At 46.1% G+C, this 18,130-nt stretch carries 20 protein-coding genes; 3 read left to right on the forward strand and 17 right to left on the reverse strand.

All coding sequences use genetic code 11. The annotated features are described in order from the left end of the window. Window positions 1-7: 7 nt before the first annotated feature. The 5 genes from AC58PV_RS03005 to AC58PV_RS03025 form a co-directional block, all read right to left on the reverse strand. Complete coding sequence (locus AC58PV_RS03005) at window positions 8-2,218, reverse strand: SpoIID/LytB domain-containing protein (protein ID WP_497430800.1); 2,211 nt, start codon at window positions 2,216-2,218, stop codon at window positions 8-10. 169 nt (window positions 2,219-2,387) lie between these two features. Further along, window positions 2,388-3,395: a Holliday junction branch migration DNA helicase RuvB gene (gene ruvB / locus AC58PV_RS03010; protein WP_068665508.1), complete on the reverse strand. Its 1,008-nt coding sequence runs from the start codon at window positions 3,393-3,395 to the stop codon at window positions 2,388-2,390. Between the two features lie 32 nt (window positions 3,396-3,427). Next, the gene (gene ruvA / locus AC58PV_RS03015; protein WP_497430801.1) at window positions 3,428-4,057 is read right to left on the reverse strand and encodes a Holliday junction branch migration protein RuvA; all 630 of its coding nucleotides are present in this window, start codon (window positions 4,055-4,057) and stop codon (window positions 3,428-3,430) included. Further along, window positions 4,054-4,557 (reverse strand): crossover junction endodeoxyribonuclease RuvC, encoded by a 504-nt coding sequence (ruvC, locus tag AC58PV_RS03020; RefSeq protein ID WP_068665504.1) that lies wholly within the window; start codon window positions 4,555-4,557, stop codon window positions 4,054-4,056. Before ruvC ends, ruvA begins: the two co-directional genes overlap by 4 nt. A 131-nt stretch (window positions 4,558-4,688) precedes the next feature. Next, window positions 4,689-5,351 carry a BofC C-terminal domain-containing protein gene (locus AC58PV_RS03025; protein WP_497430802.1) on the reverse strand — a complete coding sequence of 221 codons (663 nt, stop codon included), beginning with the start codon at window positions 5,349-5,351 and terminating at the stop codon, window positions 4,689-4,691. Window positions 5,352-5,436: 85 nt separating this feature from the next. Between AC58PV_RS03025 and AC58PV_RS03030 the strand changes: the two genes are divergently transcribed. After that, entirely contained in the window at window positions 5,437-5,634 is a 198-nt protein-coding gene (locus tag AC58PV_RS03030; protein WP_497430803.1) for a hypothetical protein, read from the forward strand. 243 nt (window positions 5,635-5,877) lie between these two features. Continuing rightward, the gene (gene sigW / locus AC58PV_RS03035; protein WP_497430804.1) at window positions 5,878-6,489 is read left to right on the forward strand and encodes an RNA polymerase sigma factor SigW; all 612 of its coding nucleotides are present in this window, start codon (window positions 5,878-5,880) and stop codon (window positions 6,487-6,489) included. 66 nt (window positions 6,490-6,555) lie between these two features. Here sigW and AC58PV_RS03040 read toward each other — a convergent pair whose 3' ends face one another. The 5 genes from AC58PV_RS03040 to AC58PV_RS03060 all read right to left on the reverse strand — a co-directional run bounded on the left by AC58PV_RS03040 (window position 6,556) and on the right by AC58PV_RS03060 (window position 11,705). Then, window positions 6,556-7,821, reverse strand: coding sequence for a LysM peptidoglycan-binding domain-containing protein (locus AC58PV_RS03040; protein ID WP_497430805.1), 1,266 nt, complete (start codon window positions 7,819-7,821; stop codon window positions 6,556-6,558). A 199-nt stretch (window positions 7,822-8,020) separates the two neighbouring features. Beyond that, complete coding sequence (gene pheA, locus AC58PV_RS03045) at window positions 8,021-8,887, reverse strand: prephenate dehydratase (protein WP_497430806.1); 867 nt, start codon at window positions 8,885-8,887, stop codon at window positions 8,021-8,023. Next, window positions 8,884-9,861 (reverse strand): homoserine kinase, encoded by a 978-nt coding sequence (gene thrB, locus AC58PV_RS03050; protein WP_497430807.1) that lies wholly within the window; start codon window positions 9,859-9,861, stop codon window positions 8,884-8,886. The genes pheA and thrB overlap by 4 nt, the downstream gene beginning before the upstream one ends. A gap of 75 nt (window positions 9,862-9,936) precedes the next feature. Then, window positions 9,937-11,223, reverse strand: a complete 1,287-nt coding sequence (locus AC58PV_RS03055; protein WP_497430808.1) for a homoserine dehydrogenase — start codon at window positions 11,221-11,223, stop codon at window positions 9,937-9,939. A gap of 29 nt (window positions 11,224-11,252) precedes the next feature. Continuing rightward, window positions 11,253-11,705, reverse strand: coding sequence for an ACT domain-containing protein (locus AC58PV_RS03060; protein WP_497430937.1), 453 nt, complete (start codon window positions 11,703-11,705; stop codon window positions 11,253-11,255). 196 nt (window positions 11,706-11,901) lie between these two features. Between AC58PV_RS03060 and AC58PV_RS03065 the strand changes: the two genes are divergently transcribed. Further along, complete coding sequence (locus tag AC58PV_RS03065; protein WP_497430809.1) at window positions 11,902-12,411, forward strand: NUDIX domain-containing protein; 510 nt, start codon at window positions 11,902-11,904, stop codon at window positions 12,409-12,411. A gap of 65 nt (window positions 12,412-12,476) precedes the next feature. On the opposite strand, the gene AC58PV_RS03070 is transcribed toward AC58PV_RS03065, so the two are convergent. The 7 genes from AC58PV_RS03070 to rplU all read right to left on the reverse strand — a co-directional run bounded on the left by AC58PV_RS03070 (window position 12,477) and on the right by rplU (window position 18,120). Beyond that, window positions 12,477-13,463: a C40 family peptidase gene (locus AC58PV_RS03070; RefSeq protein WP_497430810.1), complete on the reverse strand. Its 987-nt coding sequence runs from the start codon at window positions 13,461-13,463 to the stop codon at window positions 12,477-12,479. 161 nt (window positions 13,464-13,624) lie between these two features. After that, on the reverse strand, window positions 13,625-14,701 hold the full coding sequence (locus tag AC58PV_RS03075) for an anthranilate phosphoribosyltransferase (RefSeq protein ID WP_497430811.1): 1,077 nt from the start codon (window positions 14,699-14,701) through the stop codon (window positions 13,625-13,627). 156 nt (window positions 14,702-14,857) lie between these two features. After that, a complete protein-coding gene (obgE, locus tag AC58PV_RS03080) occupies window positions 14,858-16,162 on the reverse strand; it encodes a GTPase ObgE (protein WP_497430812.1) in 1,305 nt (434 codons plus the stop codon). Between the two features lie 15 nt (window positions 16,163-16,177). Next, window positions 16,178-16,984: a Spo0B domain-containing protein gene (locus AC58PV_RS03085; protein WP_497430813.1), complete on the reverse strand. Its 807-nt coding sequence runs from the start codon at window positions 16,982-16,984 to the stop codon at window positions 16,178-16,180. A 139-nt stretch (window positions 16,985-17,123) separates the two neighbouring features. Beyond that, window positions 17,124-17,438, reverse strand: a complete 315-nt coding sequence (gene rpmA / locus AC58PV_RS03090; RefSeq protein ID WP_497430814.1) for a 50S ribosomal protein L27 — start codon at window positions 17,436-17,438, stop codon at window positions 17,124-17,126. A 4-nt stretch (window positions 17,439-17,442) separates the two neighbouring features. Then, the gene (locus AC58PV_RS03095; RefSeq protein WP_497430815.1) at window positions 17,443-17,796 is read right to left on the reverse strand and encodes a ribosomal-processing cysteine protease Prp; all 354 of its coding nucleotides are present in this window, start codon (window positions 17,794-17,796) and stop codon (window positions 17,443-17,445) included. Window positions 17,797-17,808: 12 nt separating this feature from the next. Further along, window positions 17,809-18,120: a 50S ribosomal protein L21 gene (rplU, locus tag AC58PV_RS03100; protein ID WP_028555793.1), complete on the reverse strand. Its 312-nt coding sequence runs from the start codon at window positions 18,118-18,120 to the stop codon at window positions 17,809-17,811. Window positions 18,121-18,130 lie beyond the last annotated feature (10 nt).

The raw sequence follows: 18,130 nt of genomic DNA on the forward strand, positions 1-18,130 counted from the left end.
TAGTTATTCATTCCTTCGTTATGTTGACCCCAGCAAAGTACGTCTGAAGTATTTTTTTGTAATCGTAGCCCTTCTCTGCAAAACCTTTTGCACCCCATTGCGACATGCCTACACCATGGCCAAATCCTTTTCCGCGGAAAATAATCTGATTTCCTTGTAGGGCAGTTGACCCCTTAGGTGGGATGCTAGATGCCGTTGTTCCCGTCACCGCGGGCTTGCTTAAGCCTGTACTGCTTAGCGTCATTAATTCGGTTGTCTTCACAGCTGTTGGCTGCGTTTGTTTCCCGGCTAACACATAGACGCTATCTGAAGATGAACTGCTCGTAACGACCCCAGAGCCGCTCAAAATCGCAATGTTGGCAGTGCTTGTAGCAGATGAGCTAGTACCAGTATAACTGCCTGCTCCTTCTATTTCAAACAGCGTACTCGGCAATCCGCCAAGTAAACCTCGGATGGCGTCGGGATTGTCCACTTTGACGACAACACCGTTCGCTTTCAGCTCAATCGCTCGACCCGAAGGACCTCTCTTGGAAACTTCTAGTGAGGTTAGCTCCCCGTTGATATTTATCTTAGCGGCTTCGAGCTTACTCTTAATTTCACTTAAGGTATATGGGCCTCGGATCCATGAGTAGGCATTGGATTCTCTTTCTTGGCCGAGCACGACGACTTTCTCCTTGGCTGCCAGTTTAGCTATGCCAGGATTCGCAACGTTATCCACATAAGGTGCTAACCGCACGTTGACATCTGATTCTGTTGCTTCGTAGATGGCTTTACCTGCCTTATCCTTCTGTCCACTATCCTTCACATACATACTATGTACAAAACCAATTCGGCCGTCTGTTAGCTGAATCTGGTACCAGATCGCTTTGCCCTGCTCAGCGCCTTCATCTGGGCTAGCAACACTTCGCAAATAGTCAACCGAGTTGCCCCAAGCCTCTGTAGAATCTGCTGTGATGCCACCCGCATTAGATGCAAATACCGGTGTTATCAAGCCTCGCGCATTCGTAATCACTTCGTCTTTTGTCGCATCAACCGCTTGGTTGCCTGCAGTAAATTCTTTGTCCAAACCATAATAGGCCTGTTCAAGCGTTGTATCCGTAACTTGTGCAATCTCATACTTGTTTCCTTGAACGATGGCATACGTACGCGCCGCTACAGCTTGTGCCTTCAGGGCTTCTGCTGGCCATTGCGAGTTAAGCTCTGCACCGATAACTCCATATAAATATTGATCCATAGGAAGTTCATTGACCAGCGCCAGTCGATCGTGATATGTGCTCACTTCCATGTCGCCACGGAATTTGCGGTCCATCCGTTCTTTCACAGCGATACCCTGTTTCTTAGGATGTATCACGGTTTTCTGCTCTCCTACAGCTGTCACATAATGGGCTACAGCAATTGTTGGACTGGCCGAGCTTGTTACATCTGATCTGCGAATCAAATAGGCGGATTTCGTATTCGCAGGTTGGATAGGCACATTAGGTGCAGCCTTCAAAGCAGCTTGCTTTACGAGCTCAAGCTTGGCAGACGTTGCTTCGCTTCCTAACCAAACACTGTAGGCCACGTTGCCAGCCCCATTCTCCTGTAAAACCAAATCAGCTTGGATACCAGCCCCCGTGTACACGGCGATTTGCTGTTGGGCTGCCCCCTCCGAGTCATAGGTTCCCGCACTCAAGTGGAGGGGACCGCTAGGCACAGGAGGGGCTAATTTCGTCAATGCCGCTACCGTCGGGTCCTTTAAGGCACCCGCTGCTGCGCTTTCGGCTTCCCCCTGCGTAGGCAAATTCCCGTAATACACTTGGTAGACCATTTTACCCAACTTCATACGACTCAACACGAAACTTTCTTCAGCCATTACTGCGAGTTTACCGTTCAAGGTCCTAGCTGTCGTGTAGTCTGGTGTTTCTAGCATCATCATACTGTATTGATCGAGTGACATCCGAATCGTCGCATCCGAAATGGAAGCCCATGTCTTCGGTTCCGTGTTCGCTGAACCACGCACACCAATTTCGAATCCACCTGGGGATGTGAGCGAAACTAGAGGTTCTATCTTCTTATATTTGACCGCATTAATAACAAGGGCAACACGAATCTGATCCAAGTGCTTAATGCCATCGGCATTCGCTTCAGATCCCCCATATAAACTAGCTGTAAATGTTAATGCCGCTGCCGTTATGATGGCAATTCGCTTGGGGTTAACTAGCTGATGTCTTCCAAACATAAAGGTATCGTATCCTTTCTTACGCTATCATCTAGTAATGTAGACTCTAGTAAGAGACAGAAGTTTTGTTTATTCGTTGAAAAAAGACAAAAAAAGCTCTTGCCCGCCCTTCCAGCAGCGGCAAAAGCTTCTCAAATCGTCAATTCATGTAAGCTGTATGCGTCATGATTTATCGCTGTTCCGGTACCGGTAACCCTAGATGGTGGTACGCTTGCGGCGTCACGATCCGTCCTCTTGGTGTACGCTGCATAAAACCGATTTGAAGCAAATACGGCTCGTATACATCTTCAATGGTTTGGCTTTCCTCACCGATGGTAGCGGCAATGGTTTCAAGCCCTACAGGGCCCCCTTGGAAGCTCTGAATAATCGCCCGCAACATCTTATGGTCGATTTCATCTAATCCCAAATCATCCACTTGCAGAAGTCTCAGCGACTCCTTAGCAAGCTCCATGGTGATGATGCCGTCGCCTCTCACCTGGGCAAAATCACGCACCCGCTTCAGCAATCGATTCGCGATACGCGGAGTCCCGCGTGAACGCATGCCGATCTCGCGCGCAGCATCACCAACGATGCCGACCTGCAAGATGTCGGCTGTCCGGCTGACGATGTAGCTCAGCTCATCGACCGTGTAGAACTCCAACCGACTGACGACTCCGAAACGGTCGCGCAGCGGCGCAGAGAGCAGCCCAACGCGTGTCGTGGCGCCGATCAAGGTAAACGGCGGCAAGTCGAGACGCACAGAGCGTGCGCTTGGTCCCTTGCCGATAATAATATCAAGGGCAAAGTCCTCCATCGCTGGGTACAGCACCTCTTCCACCGTTCGGTGGAGTCGGTGAATCTCATCGATGAAGAGCACATCCCCCTCCTGCAGATTCGTCAGGATGGCAGCCAGATCGCCAGGCCGCTCAATCGCTGGCCCAGAGGTTGTACGAATATTCACGCCAAGTTCATTGGCGATAATGTTGGACAGCGTTGTCTTCCCGAGTCCAGGCGGTCCATACAGAAGTACATGATCCAGAGCTTCTTTCCTCATTTTGGCAGCTTCAATATAGATCTTGAGGTTCTCCTTCGCCTGTTTCTGGCCGATGTATTCAGCCAAAAACCGTGGACGCAGACTATACTCGACCACATTGTCTTCCATCATGAAATTAGCCGATATGATCCGTTCATTGTCCATGGTGTCCCTCCTTTCTATGCACGTTCAGTTCCTCACATGGTGAATAACACTTGCAGAGCAAGCTTCACCAGCACATCTACAGAATCCGATGGTCCCGCTTTCGGTTTCACTTGCAGCCAAGCACGATCAACTTCCGCTTCCGTATAGCCAAGTGTCATCAAGGCTTCCTTCGCTTCGCTCCAAGGCAGTCCGCCTTCCGTTAACTGTGCCGATCCAACGACACTTAATGCAACAGCAGCCTCAGGGCTAGAGAAGCTCACAGAGCCTAGTTTATCTTTCAGATCTAAGACAATGCGCTGCGCTGTTTTCTTGCCAATACCAGGCAGCTTCGTTAGAAATGCCAAATTCTCTTGGCTGATGGCTAGAATCACTGCTTCAGGTCTGCCACCAGCTGCTAGAATACCTAGCGCAACTTTGGGGCCAATACCGCTAACATCCAGCAATAAGCGGAATAAGGACTGTTCATCGCGCGTTATAAAGCCAAACAGAAGATGCGCATCTTCCCGCACATGATAGTGGATGAACATCGTGACGTCTTCATTCTCTTTATGCGAAAGCGCATAGGGGTTCGGGCAGAACACACGATAGCCCACCCCATTCACATCGAGAACCGCATACTCACTTTCACGGTGTGCAACTTTACCTCGTAAGAAATCTATCATCTTTTTCTAACCTCATTTATCCTAGATTGAAGTGATGAAGAATGAGCATGACAAATAGCGATGGCGAGAGCATCAGCTACATCATCTGGTTTCGGTACTTGGGATAATTTCAACAAAATCTTGACCATTTCCTGTACTTGTTTCTTCTCTGCATTTCCATACCCTACAACGGCTTGCTTGACTTGAAGCGGTGTATATTCAGCAATCGGCAATCCAGCCTGCACGCCTGCTAGGATCATCACACCTCGTGCCTGACCTACGGTGAATGCCGTGGTTACATTTCGATTAAAGAACAGTTTCTCAATGGACATCACATCTGGTTTATATTTCTCTATCAATTGTACTGTAGCGTCATAGACATCTTTCAGTCGGATACCTGGATCCGTATGTGCTTCCGTTTGAATCGAACCATATTGTACCGGAACTAGTTTACTACCGATTTTATCAATAAAGCCAAAGCCTACGATCGCGATCCCTGGATCAATCCCTAGAATACGCAAAAAATTTCTCTCCCATCTTTAAAAAAGCGAACATATGTAGTCATTTCCATTATAGCAGAGAATGAAAAAAAGAGATAGACTCGGGAACCCCCGGAACTATCTCTTGATCATTATCTATGGTATTGTTTGAACTAAGGACGCGACATAGCACCTTCCGTAACTTCTATGGCATAATCGCTGAACGTAGATAATACGCTATTATACTCCTCTATATCCGTAACTCGAATTCCTTCATGGAGTTGTGCCACCGTATCTCTTGGCAAACTGCTTTCTAACTGCTGAATATTGAGTTGGAAAAAGGTACGAATAATGTGATTGTTTGCAGGAGTTCCATTGAATAACGACAAATTGCTGCTGCCGTCTATCCCGAACACTGCCTTTTCCTTGCAGTCTGGAGATAAATCTTCAATATTTTCCGTAAACACAACCTCGCCAGTCTCTTGTATACTTAACTGCCAATTCGGGTGTTGTTGCTGCAGTGAAAGTAATTCTTGTGACGTATGCGAACCCAATTGACTTCGTTCTTCGCCACAAACATAGGACTTGAGCAAATAGCTTTCTCTGCGATCCGAAATGGTTTGCAGCAATTTCGTTGCTTCCTGAAGACGCTCGTCCATCTCTGGTGTCAAACCTGCAAGGGTCGCGCGAGTGGCCACTTTCGGATTGTAAGGTGCATGATCACCAAATACGGACCAGGTAACCGTAGCAACTAGAACGAATATTCCTAAGGTCAACCAACTTCGCTTCCAGCGTAGTCTCTTCTTCAAATGCTTCAAGAACCGATGTACAATCACGATATCCCCTTCTTCTTGTTTTTTCGTATTGTTTCCATTTGCAAGAAGCACTATACATCATTTACCATAGAAGTGAATGAAGCGTATGCAACCAATCAAGACGGATGGTGAATTAACCATGAATGGAAGAAAACCAATTAAACGCACAACCCTCCTGATTATCGGCGTCGTTATCTTGTGGGGAAGTGTAGCCTTATGGAATGAAGTTCATAAGATTGGAACAGGCACCTCGAATACGAATACAACCACTGTCTCTCATTCAAATCCAAGTCCCCGTAGCTAGCAGATAGACTTTGACTTCGTCAAAGATCCCTATAAATTGTCACGAAACTTACAAGATTTCGGTAACAATTGGTTATAATTGAGCTCTCGGGCTCATTTGAATTTGACTGTAGCCACAGAAATGATATAGTCAAAGATAGGATAAAAACTCTCATAGGCATACAGGAATGACGATATATATGTTATAAGCAAAAGAGATTGGTTTACACCTTTTTCAAACGACAACTCTAAGGAGGGAAACATCATGAATGTGGCAGAACTTCAATTAATTCAATTATCCAGACGAGGCGATCGCAACGCTTTCGTGGAGTTAGTCGAACTCTATCGTAACAAAATTCAAAAGCTTGCGTTTCGGATGCTGCATAACCGTCCTGATTCCGAGGATATTGTGCAAGAAACTTTTATCCGCGTCTATTTGAATTTAAACCACTTTGATGAAAGCCAGAATTTCTCAACCTGGATTTATCGGATCGGAAAAAATGTTGCCATCGATTTGCTGCGTAAAAAGAGACCTGTTCAATCCCTTGATGCGGAGCTAAATGATTTTGATGATGATTACAGCTACTACAGTAAGCTTGCCAGTCAAGATCAATCGCCGGAACATGCCGTTCTCCAAACCGAAATCCAAGAGCACATGCACGCATCCATCAACAAATTAGGGGACAAATATAAAGGCATTATTACGCTATATTATCTAGAAGAACTTTCTCTTCAAGAAATTAGTGAGCGTCTGAACCTGCCGATTACGACTGTGAAAACTCGTTTGCACCGGGGCCGTGAGCTTCTTCGGAAGAAATGGGGAATGAATTTCGTTATTGGTTTAATGACCTTCTTCACTTTAGGCATGATAGCTTAATCAGTTAAATAGGAAAAAGCCTCAGACCACGATGTATTCGTGATTTGAGGCTTATTTTTTTGGTTCCTAGAAATTAATCCAAGGTCCGTTCGGTTTGCTAGCTTCCTGCCTTTCAATACCCCGTTGCTGTTGTTGCAAGAACGCACTCAACGCTGAAGCTCCTGATAATTTAACTTTTCGCGCTGTTCGTGTGCTACTTGTTTTGGGTTTTGCTGACTTCTGCTTATCCCGAATGTCGATGTCAATCTCCGCAACGGTATCCGTCACCTTTTTCAGTTCATGCGTATGAACTTGCGGCAACAGTGAGGATTCTTCATAAGGAGCGTGTTGAGTAGGCTGACCTCCACCCGCATAAGGAATGCCATAGGGATCATGTTGGAACGCATAGTGTTGCGCCATCGGGTGATCATACGGCATCGGAGGCGGATAAAAGGCAGGCATTGCATGCATCTCCTGTGGCGTATGATCCCAAGGGTTCCCCATAGGAACATTGCTATAATGGGCTGGATAGTTCATCCACGGCTGCTCATTCATCGATGGTCCGCCACACCCGCAGCCTTCATCCACGATCGTAACTGGAGCTGCCATCGTAGGAAGCTGTTCACAAGGCTCTTCTTGGTAAGGAGGATACACCGGAAGCGTCGCAGCTTCATGCTGCTGCTCAGGGTAAGCAAAGACCTCCGTGGCTGTAATATGAAATTGCTGGAATGGATGCACCGCTTGCCCGTAGGGTTGATCAAGTCCATGATCTTCCATGACAGGAGCTGGAATAACCGGCATCGGCTGCGTGACTTGTGGTGCGGCGGGAACCGTTTCACCCGTTGATAACGGAGGTGCCTCAACGATAGGTTGTTGTGGGCTCGGGATAATTGGTTGTTGGTACGCATCGGCTGGCGGCATTGGTTGTGTTATAGGCATAGGAGCAAACGGTTCTGTACTAAGTTTGGAAGGGTGATGAGGTGTATGATGCTGGTTGTTATGCGTATGTCCATGCTGCATTTTGGGCACGTAAACAACGTCACCCGTCATAAGTACATTTGGATTCTTTAAGTGTGCATTCGCTTTAATCATCGCTTGCAGTGGCACATCCCAGGCTTTCCCCAGTTTCCACAAACTATCACCTTGTTGTACAACATGCTTATAAACAAAATCAGATGGAGCTGGTTCAACCGGTTTGACCGCCGCAGATGGAATTTTCACTTTCATCCCGATATCAATCTGATTCGGATCAGCTATTTGCGGATTAAGTGCAATAATCTGGTCAAGCGTAGTGTTGTATTTCTTCCCGAGCTCGTACAGGGTATCGCCTTTTTTGACAATATGGATTTTCAAAACCCTACCTCCTTTAAGTTTTCATCTGAAAACTGACTTTGTAAGCATTTCCTTCGCGTTTCTCATCCAATCGCTAGAAACTTGGCCGCGTCAGCATCGCTTATTTACAATCATGATAGTACAGTTTATGCACGTTCCTAGGCTTTTGCCCCTTTCGAACAAAAAAAATCCCTCACGTCATAAACGCAAGGGATTTCTCTTAAGATCCAATAAACGGATAGCTTGGATAACAGCCTAGAATGCGAACCTGACATCCAATCGCTTCGATCTCTTGAATAGCTGCAGGAAGAAGAATGGAGTCCATCGTACCCACAATATCGATATAGAAATAATAAATGCCAAGTTTCTTCTTCGTCGGTTTCGATTCAATCTTCGAAAGATTAATTCTCCGCCAAGCAAAAGCTGATAGCACTTGGTGCAAAGCACCAGGATAATCATCCGGCAGTGTCACCAGAATCGTTGTCTTCATTTCTTCCGACGGCATCAATTCCGATGCCTCTTTACCAACAAGCAAGAAGCGAGTCATGTTATCCTTATGATCTTGAATCTCGCGTTGCAACATCGGTACGTCATAGTTCGCGGAGGCAATCGCCGTCCCAATCGCAGCAACCGTCGGATCCTGAAGTTCAGACACAATGCGAACTCCTTCAGCTGTGGAGCTTACTTGTTCAAACTCGGCCCCACGCAAATATTGCTTCATGAATTGGTTGCACTGTGCAGGAACAACTTGATGCGACAACACCTTACGAATATGACGGTATGGATTCGCTGGATCAACTTCTGTATTTGGACTCGGGTAACCGATCAGATTCATATCGATGGGGAACACAAATTCTGCTCGAATGGGAAGATCAACTTCATGAACGAGCCAATCCACATGGAGATGTACAGAGCCTTCTAGCGTATTCTCAATGGGAATCACACTTAGATCAGTTTCACCAGAAGCTGTTGCATTGAATACCTCTGAGATCAGCTTATAGGAAACATACGTGAAATTCTCACCTAAAAAGTGACGTGTCGCTTCCTCCGAGAACGTGCTGGGTCCAAGTATGGCAACTCGCTTCATGCCAGCACCTCATTCTCCACTAAAGAAAGAAGACTCGCATCTTCGCTTCGAAGAAGCGTGGTCGTCACACCCTCTTGGCTCGGCTTTAGCCAAAGTAGCTGCGCATCAATACCTTCCTTAGCCAACGTGTCATGAAGGAACTGCTCTAGCTGGGACTTCTTCTCACTGCGTGCATCAACCAGCGCTAACATGGTTGGTCCCGCCCCGCTCAAAGCAACACCAAGCGCGCCATGGTCTTCACATTCGCTTAATAATGTCTTCATTCCAGGGATAAGCGCCGCACGGTATGGCTGATGCAATCTGTCCTTCATGGCAAGACGAATCATCTCGAGATTGCCCGTACTTAACGCAGCAACAAGCAGCGAGGAGTGACTAAGATTGAATACTGCATCCTTCATCGTTACATGCTGCGGCATAACGCCCCTCGCCTTTTCAGTCGACAATTGGAAGGCTGGAATTGCCACCAGCACCTCCAAATTCTGATGAGGCTCAATCCGTATGGACTCTGCCCTCACTTCATCCCAGAACGCTACGACAATGCCACCATATAGGCTTGCGCCCACATTATCAGGGTGCTTCTCTAGACGCGAAGCAATCTGGAACAGTTCATAGGTTGAGAATCGGTTCCCAATTAGCGCATTCGCACCTGCAAGTGCTCCTACGATCGCTGAAGCACTGCTTCCTAGACCGCGCGTAAGTGGAATTTCACTATACATGGAGATCTCAAGCTCTGGATGCGAAACGCCAGCTTTATCAAATACCATTTGAGCTACTTTATAGATCAAATTGGATTTATCCGTAGGAATTCCGCTCATCTGATCGCCGATCAATTGAATTCTTGTCTGATCAGAGATCGCCATATCAATCCAAGCATATAAGTTCAAGGCCATCCCCAAGGAGTCAAAGCCGGGACCTAGATTCGCTGTGCTTGCCGGTACTTTCACCCTTACCTTTTGTTCTGTCTTGTAGCTCATTTCGAAATTGCGCCTCTCTTCACCTTAAAATAAACGTCTAACGCACTCCCCCTAGGACGAGTGCGTTACCGATTGCTAACCTTCTACACGATATACGCTCTTAATCGCATGGATAACATCCATGGATTCGAATTGATTCAATACATTTTTCATACTCGCTTGATTGGCATCATGCGTAATAATGATGATTTCTGCTTTCGGATTCGATTGGTTCGGATGTTGGAAGACGGATTCCAAGCTAACCTCATGCTCCGCGAAAATTTGTGTAATTTGCGCAAGCACACCTGCTTTGTCTTCAACATGAAGTAAGATGAAGTTTTTGGACGCGATTTGCTCGTCTGTTTTAAGCTTCTTCTCTTTGTAAGGAGCTTGTACCGTACGTCCATTAATACCTAATTTCAAATTGCGTACAACAGCCACTAAGTCAGCAACAACGGAAGTTGCTGTCGGAAGCTCACCTGCGCCCGCACCGTAGAACATCGTTTCACCAACGGCTTCACCAGTCACATAAACGGCGTTGAAAACCCCATTTACAGAAGCTAGTGGATGCGAATGTTTGACCATCGTTGGTTGAACACTGACAGAGATATGGCCGTCATGATTTTCAGCGATACCAAGTAATTTGACTTCATACCCTAATTTCTTACCGTACTGGATATCTTCCTTAGTTACCTTGGAAATCCCTTTTGCTGCCACATCGCTCAAAGCGACATTGGCATGAAAACCAAGCGTCGATAGGATAGTCATTTTGCGAGCCGCATCTAAGCCCTCAACATCTGAAGTAGGGTCTGCTTCTGCATAACCTAACTCTTGTGCTTCTTTCAACACATCGGCATAAGCAGCGCCTTCTTGACTCATTTTAGTCAAAATATAGTTCGTCGTGCCGTTCACGATCCCCATGATCTTCGTGATGCGATCGGAGGAGAAGCCTTCCACAAGTGCACGAATAATCGGAATTCCGCCTGCAACACTCGCTTCATAAAAAACATCGCAATTATTCTCGGCTGCTTTGGCTAAAATTTCGGCACCATGCATGGCCATTAGATCCTTATTCGCAGTAATGACGTGCTTGCCATTCCCAAGTGCTGTTAGAATGTGGGCTTTGGTTGCTTCAACGCCACCCATAACCTCTACAACGATATCAATGTCGCTATCGCCAATTACGTCCCATACGTTCTCTGTCAACTTATCCCCATCAACAGAAATGTTACGATGCTTAGATTTATCTTGTACAAGAATTTTTGCAATTTCAATAACAGAACCCGTTTGTCGTTGCAAATCTTCTTGATGACCTTCAACAATACGCACTACACCTGTTCCTACAGTACCTAATCCTAATAAACCAACCTTGATGGGTTTCATTTCATTACCTCCTGAATTGTATGCTAATCTTAACTGCCTTGGCCGATGACCATAGCACGCTTGACTCCGTCTTGCGCTCCTAAGCGATCCACAATTTCCCGGATCTCCTCGCCCATCGATGAAATTTCCAAAGATATAACGACATTCGCCATACCTTGTAATGGTATTGTCTGGTGGATGGTCAATACATTGCCATCCATATTAGCGATAAGTGCGAGTACGCGGGACAATATTCCGGATCTATGCTCCAAATCCATTGAAATCGTAATGATTCGTTCGCGCTCTAGCTTGCTAAGTGGATGAATGCCATCTTTATACTTATAGAAGGCGCTTCTGCTCAGCCCAACTTGTTCAACAGCATCGTGAATCGTCTTCACTTCACCCCGTGCAAGCAGTTCTTTGGCCTGGGCTGTCTTCAGAACACCTTCTGGAAGAATGTCCTCACGGACTAAGTAGTACCTCTCAGGTCCGATGTGCTTCATGGTTGGAAGAAACTCTTTGCTCTCCGGCACCTAACTACCGTCCTCTCCAAAAAGACTAATGTTTCCCTATAGAGGACATTATATCGAAACATGCCCCATGAAGCAATAGGCAAAATGCATCCAAGCATTCGCCTTTGCAGCCTCTTCCTTTTGTATGCTAAGCTGAAACGGAACGAACGAAGAGAGGGGTCTCTCCATGATTACATTACGAATGATGTCTACAGCACTTTTATGGAACCAGCATGACGAGCTCCTGATGATGAAACGTGCGTTGAACCGCACGCTCTCTCCCGGCTTATGGGCGGCAATTGGCGGTCATCTAGAACCCCATGAAATCAACCAACCAAGAACAGCTTGCTTTCGTGAAATTTGGGAAGAAACCGGCATCGAGCAAGACGAGATTCAAGATTTACATCTGCAATATGTCTTGCTTCGGCTCAATGGACAAGAAATACGCCAGCAATTTTTCTATGTCGGTACAACGGATGTGACTCCACGTATCGTTACTTCGGAAGGTGATCTGCACTGGATTCACAAATCAGCTGTCTTCGATCGCCCGATGCCTTATATTTTCCGCTGTTTACTCGAACATTATTTCAGTGTAGGCCGAACTTCCCATCCTTGGATTGGCTCAGCCGGCATTCAACTAGGGACAGACACGCCAACGATTCATTGGAACCCCTTATTGGATCCGATGCAAATTTAAGCTAACCCCTGACTTGGAAAAGAGCAGACAACGATTTCTCGTTGCCTGCTCTTTATATTGGACCCTTATAGTGCACTGCCTCCGTATAGGAAACGATACTCCCAATGCCGATTCGCGATGGAATCAATACGCACGCCGCCACTTTCTTTGGAGTACGTCGAGAGAATTTGACCATTACCTAAATAAATAGCAACATGTGTAATCGTTTGTGTAGATTTGTTAATTCCTGAATAGTTGGATGCCGCTGTCCCTTTATAAGACATAAAGAACATCAGATCGCCTACTTTGAGGTTATGCCAGTCCGTTACATGGTGTCCAAGTGACTTCACGTACGCGCCTTGCCCTCTCGAATCGGATGGTAATTTCAGTCCAATTCCATCCAAGAATGCCTGACGTACAAAATCGGAACAATCAAACGTAGCCGTGTTATCACGACTGGACCCATATTCATAAGGAGTTCCTAAGTATTTTTTTCCTGCCGCTATTACTTTTTGAATCTTTTCACTTGTTGTCCCGCCACCTGTGTTCGTATCTGGTGATGTGCTTCCACCACCTGATGTCGATATGTAAGTAGGACTTGTGCTTATGTATCCTTCACGACCATCTGATGCTTTGACTTTGTACCAATAGGCATTTACTTTCTGCAAGATTTGAACGGTTTCCCCTGCCTTGAGATATCGGATTCGTGTTGAATTCTCATTAGCAGCAGTACGGAAACTCACGCTTGCGACGATACGTCCTGTACCCGTTGCAGGTGTTGTAGTTTGACCGCTTGCTTGTATGTATTTCGAATTCGTCGAGACATAGCCAATTTGGCCATTGGTCACTTGAACTCTATACCAGTAGGCATTCACTTTCTCAATAATGGAGACAGGCTCACCGGCTTTTAAATAGCGAATCCGCGGTGAATTCTCATCTGGACTTTGGCGAAAGCTCACACTGCTAATAACTTTACCAGTAGTTGCAGCCGAAGCTGCTTTAGGGAATGGGACTGTAACAGCACCAAATAGTAATGATGGGATAAGGGCAAAAGCGAGTAGTTGTTTTTTCAATCTTGTAGGCCTCCTAGCGTTTTGTACTTACGAATCACTATGACACTAGTAAATGGTAACATATCCATTGATTAAGTTTTAGCTGTAACATCTACCAATTCGCCTACCCCCACAAAAAAAAGCCCTCTTTCGCTGTCTACTCACAGCTTCCAGAAAGGCCTTCAACCTATTTTCGTAGAGGAATCATCGCTGTCGGCAAGATCCTGCAATTTCAAATACTGACTCTGTTCAATCCAGCGCTGCATAGTTTTATGCGCTTCTTTCCGCTGTAGTAAAGCTTCCGCAAGCTGAAAGCCCTCTTCGTAGCTGTCTACCTTATCAAACCATTTCAATCTTAGCCCCGCATTAAAAATGACATGATCACGCTCACGCTTAACTTCGGTCCCATTCTCGCCTGAAATGATACGTTTTACCATGGCAATTTGTTCTTCTTTTGCAAGATTGGGTAATGGCGTACTCGTGAAACCAAATTTCTGCGGCTCCACACTGCGGGACTCATCTCCCCAGGGTGTCACAATCCGGATTGAACTGTTCTCATAGAGGGGCAAATCCTCCGAACCATCAATGCCACAGATCATATACGCTTGTTGAAACCCCGACCGCATCACAATCGGAATCAGAGATTCCATGGCATTTCGCTGTTGCACGCCAATAACTAAATTGGACGAAAGCAAGGGATTTAACACTTTCTCTATCGTATCGATGACCGTTCGTATCCCCAATTGTTCCCGCACTTGTTTCAGTCGTCCAATTGGTGGACACAGTTGCTCTGTAGGTAGAAATCCGATATGCAAATGAACTAACATCGTTTGCCATGCCTTCACAGACAGTTGCAAGGAAACACCGAAGCTTTCTACAATCTCCTTCAGTGGGGTCCCTTGGCGGGACGGAAGCGCATCACCACCTTGCATAACCTGAGTGAACCCCACTGACGCAAGCAGCAGCGAGACAGGCAGCGTAACCGGAAATCGCTTCCTCTCTTCCGTGAGTCCGATAGAATAGAGCGAGTAAGGTTGAGGATGATAGTTCAAGGAATAGCTGCGATAGACATCAATAAAGGCCATCAACTCGTCGTCCGCTTCCCCTTTCATACAGAGCGCCATTAAAAACGCCGCGCATTGCGCATCTGTTGAATCTCCTTTCGCCATTTCATCAGCCGCTTCTACAGCTTCCTCATAGGTTAAATTCCGCAAACGTGTCTGCTTCGATCCCATCGCTTGAATCCATCTCTTCATCATACTCCTCCTTCCTCCATACACTAATGTTATATTTACTTACATAATTTATTGTTATTATCAAAATGGTAATCAATTTAAAACTTTATGTCAAGTATTATGACATATAATCTGACACAAAGAAAAAAGCACTTACCCCATTAGGATAAGTGCCTCTTATTACAAATTGTTCTCGTCGAACTCGAAATCAAAATCACCAATCTGGATCGTCTGTCCATGGACAGCGCCCCGTCTACGCAACTCATCATCTATGCCCATGTTACGCAAAATACGAGCAAAACGCGCGATGCCATCTTGAGTCGTAAAATTCGTCCGTTTAATTAATTTATCAATCGATGGACTCTCGATAACGAATACATCATTATCACGACGTATCGTATAATCATTCTCTTCGCGTTTCTCAAAGCGATACACCTTACGCTCTTGTGCCTCAGCTACGCCCTCAACCTCAGGGGCATTCGGGATGCTTTCCACGATGTCAGAAATCTTATACAGCAATTCTTGTACGCCGCCGCGCGTTAGTGCCGAAATCGGATAAACTTCAAACTCTTTACCATCAGCAGCTAGCTGTTCTTTGAACAACGCCAAGTTGTCTTCCGAGTCTGGCATGTCCATTTTGTTCGCAACAACGATTTGAGGACGCTGCTCTAACTTCGCATTATAGAGCTTGATTTCTTCATTAATTTTGATGAAATCTTCATACGGATCACGTCCGTCTGCAGCCGACATATCCACGACATGTACAATAACCCGCGTCCGTTCTACGTGACGTAGAAACTCATGACCCAAACCTACACCTTCGTGAGCGCCTTCGATCAGACCTGGCAAATCGGCCATCACGAAGCTTCTGCCATCCCCAACATCAACTACACCTAGGTTTGGAGTTAACGTTGTGAAATGATACGCTGCTATCTTAGGCTTCGCGGCTGAAACGACAGACAGCAAGGTTGATTTACCCACGCTTGGGAAGCCTACAAGCCCTACATCCGCCATGACTTTCATTTCTAAGATAACCCAACGTTCAACGCCTTCTTCACCGTTCTCCGCGATCTCAGGAGCTGTCACGCGTGCAGTTGCGAAGCGAGTGTTACCTCTTCCGCCTCGGCCACCCTTCGCAACGACGACTTCTTGCCCATGACGCGTCAAGTCCGCGATCACTTCTTGCGTGTCGTCATCTATGATAGTCGTCCCCGGAGGAATACGAACGATCATATCCTCTGCATTGGCGCCATGCATCGATTTGTTACGGCCCTTCTCGCCGCGATCTGCTTTAAAGTGCTTCTGATAACGGAAATCCATCAATGTCCGTAATCCTTCGTCTACACGGAAAACAACATCGCCGCCATTGCCTCCGTCACCACCGGCCGGACCACCTTCCGGTACATACTTCTCCCGACGGAAAGCAACTAAACCGTCGCCACCGTCACCGCCTTTTACAAAAATCTTCGCCTTATCAACAAACATTTCTACACCTCGACTTTATATATGAAACGGCAATCGTAGCGTGACACTTGCTTCTTCTTCATGCCAATCATCATTTTCAAGCAAATACTGTGAACCCTTCGACGAAAAAAGTGCCAAAACCGATTGCTCAAGTTGTTCCCGATTATAGGAGCCTTGATATACAAAATCAAGCAGTAAGCCATCTTCCCCCACATCAAACTCCAAGCTGAGTGTGCCACTTTCCCCCTCTTCGAATGCCGTATGTTCCTGAATGCAGGCCACCATTTGCCGAACTAATCGTTCAATCAATCCGTGGCTAATAGGGAGTTGTCCAAGGTTAACTTCTTGCTCAACTTCCACATTCAGCTCTAACGTCTTCGACTGCACACGGAACTGAAGCAAGTAAGCAATAAAAGAGGGGATTCCCAGTTTGGAGAGATTGCTTTCCTGCTGCATAGTCATTTTTATTTTTTCCATATATGGCCGCAAATTATCAAACTTCTTCATTTGAATGTAACCAAATAAGATCTGGGTATCATTCATCCAATCATGCCGCAGCCGATTGACAACGGCAATCAGCTTCAGATGTTCCTCTTGCTCTTGCTGCTTTAGCGTAGAACGCCACTTTTCTTCCATTCTACTTACTTGTAGTCTCCAAGCTGTATACCCACTTACGAGAATAATTAGTAGAAATGCCACCCGAATAATCCACGGTTCTGTAACCAACAAGCCAGTCAATCCTATGAGCACAAGTGCTAATACATAGACCTGCGCGCTGCCCAATTGCTTCATTATCCGCTCGCCCCGTTCTCCCGCTTTGTAACCGTTCATCCAGTATATCATGCTGCCTGGAAAACTTCACCAAACAAACGAGAAAACCCCTGCCCCGGACCATCCGAAATGAGTGATCACGGTTAGAGGTTCTTCCCTTTCATATTGAGAAAAAATCCCTGGATGAACTCTCGCTCACCAGGGATTCTAATTACGCTTCTAGAGCTGCAGCTACAGGAGCTACATCAACTGGGTATACGCTCACTTTTTTGCGATCGCGGCCCAAACGCTCGAATTTCACTACGCCTTGTACCAAAGCGAAAAGTGTATCATCCGAACCGATACCTACGTTCGTTCCTGGGTGAATTTTCGTACCGCGTTGACGGTAAAGAATGCTTCCCGCAGTAACAGTTTGACCGTCAGCACGTTTAGCGCCAAGGCGCTTAGAGTGTGAGTCACGACCGTTCTTTGTGGAACCTACCCCTTTTTTGGAAGCGAAAAACTGGAGATCCAATTTCAAAAACATGGTGTTATCCTCCTTTGTGATAGATTGTTTCAATCGTTATATAGTCACCGTACGTGAGTTCAATCGTTTGTAACATGACAACCATCGATGCAAGAATCACTTGAATTTTATTCCAAATCTCTGGTTCAGACCGCGTACTCTCTGGAATTGTAACATCCATCAAGCCACGTTCTATCTCATGAATAGGAACTACTCCTGTTAGTGACTCTATCGAATTAAATGTACCGAACGTTACCGCCGATACAGCGGCGCAGACTAAGTCCTTGCCAGGTACGTCATATTCAGCATGGCCTTCCACGACAAAAGAAAGAATTTGAGGTGATTCCGGTTCAAGACGTTCTATGGTCACATAGATCATAGGGCTTGTCTCTTACGCTTGGATTTTCTCAACTACTACTCTTGTGTACGGTTGACGATGACCTTGCTTTTTGTGATAGTTCTTTTTCGGTTTGTACTTATAAACGATGACTTTTGCGCCTTTGCCGTGTTTCTCTACTTTCGCGGAAACGGAAGCACCAGCAACCAATGGAGCACCTACTACTAGGCCATCCTCTTTGGAAACCAAGAACACACGATCAAAAGATACAACCTCACCCTCAGCAGCGTTCAATTTCTCGATGTAAAGAACATCGCCTTCTTGAACTTTGTACTGTTTACCACCTGTTTCAATAATTGCGTACATTTTCACTTAC

The sequence above is a fragment of the Paenibacillus sp. J22FR83 genome (assembly GCF_059691955.1).

Bases quoted from the DNA above. Each gene is read 5' to 3' on its own strand.
- rplU (WP_028555793.1), bottom strand. From the start codon at position 18,120: ATGTACGCAATTATTGAAACAGGTGGTAAACAGTACAAAGTTCAAGAA.
- AC58PV_RS03030 (WP_497430803.1), top strand. From the start codon at position 5,437: ATGCAACCAATCAAGACGGATGGTGAATTAACCATGAATGGAAGAAAA.
- pheA (WP_497430806.1), bottom strand. From the start codon at position 8,887: ATGAAGCGAGTTGCCATACTTGGACCCAGCACGTTCTCGGAGGAAGCG.
- AC58PV_RS03060 (WP_497430937.1), bottom strand. From the start codon at position 11,705: ATGAAGCACATCGGACCTGAGAGGTACTACTTAGTCCGTGAGGACATT.
- AC58PV_RS03075 (WP_497430811.1), bottom strand. From the start codon at position 14,701: ATGATGAAGAGATGGATTCAAGCGATGGGATCGAAGCAGACACGTTTG.
- AC58PV_RS03055 (WP_497430808.1), bottom strand. From the start codon at position 11,223: ATGAAACCCATCAAGGTTGGTTTATTAGGATTAGGTACTGTAGGAACA.
- thrB (WP_497430807.1), bottom strand. From the start codon at position 9,861: ATGAGCTACAAGACAGAACAAAAGGTAAGGGTGAAAGTACCGGCAAGC.
- ruvA (WP_497430801.1), bottom strand. From the start codon at position 4,057: ATGATAGATTTCTTACGAGGTAAAGTTGCACACCGTGAAAGTGAGTAT.
- ruvB (WP_068665508.1), bottom strand. From the start codon at position 3,395: ATGGACAATGAACGGATCATATCGGCTAATTTCATGATGGAAGACAAT.
- obgE (WP_497430812.1), bottom strand. From the start codon at position 16,162: ATGTTTGTTGATAAGGCGAAGATTTTTGTAAAAGGCGGTGACGGTGGC.
- AC58PV_RS03085 (WP_497430813.1), bottom strand. From the start codon at position 16,984: ATGATATACTGGATGAACGGTTACAAAGCGGGAGAACGGGGCGAGCGG.
- AC58PV_RS03005 (WP_497430800.1), bottom strand. From the start codon at position 2,218: ATGTTTGGAAGACATCAGCTAGTTAACCCCAAGCGAATTGCCATCATA.
- AC58PV_RS03065 (WP_497430809.1), top strand. From the start codon at position 11,902: ATGATTACATTACGAATGATGTCTACAGCACTTTTATGGAACCAGCAT.
- sigW (WP_497430804.1), top strand. From the start codon at position 5,878: ATGAATGTGGCAGAACTTCAATTAATTCAATTATCCAGACGAGGCGAT.
- AC58PV_RS03095 (WP_497430815.1), bottom strand. From the start codon at position 17,796: ATGATCTATGTGACCATAGAACGTCTTGAACCGGAATCACCTCAAATT.
- rpmA (WP_497430814.1), bottom strand. From the start codon at position 17,438: ATGTTTTTGAAATTGGATCTCCAGTTTTTCGCTTCCAAAAAAGGGGTA.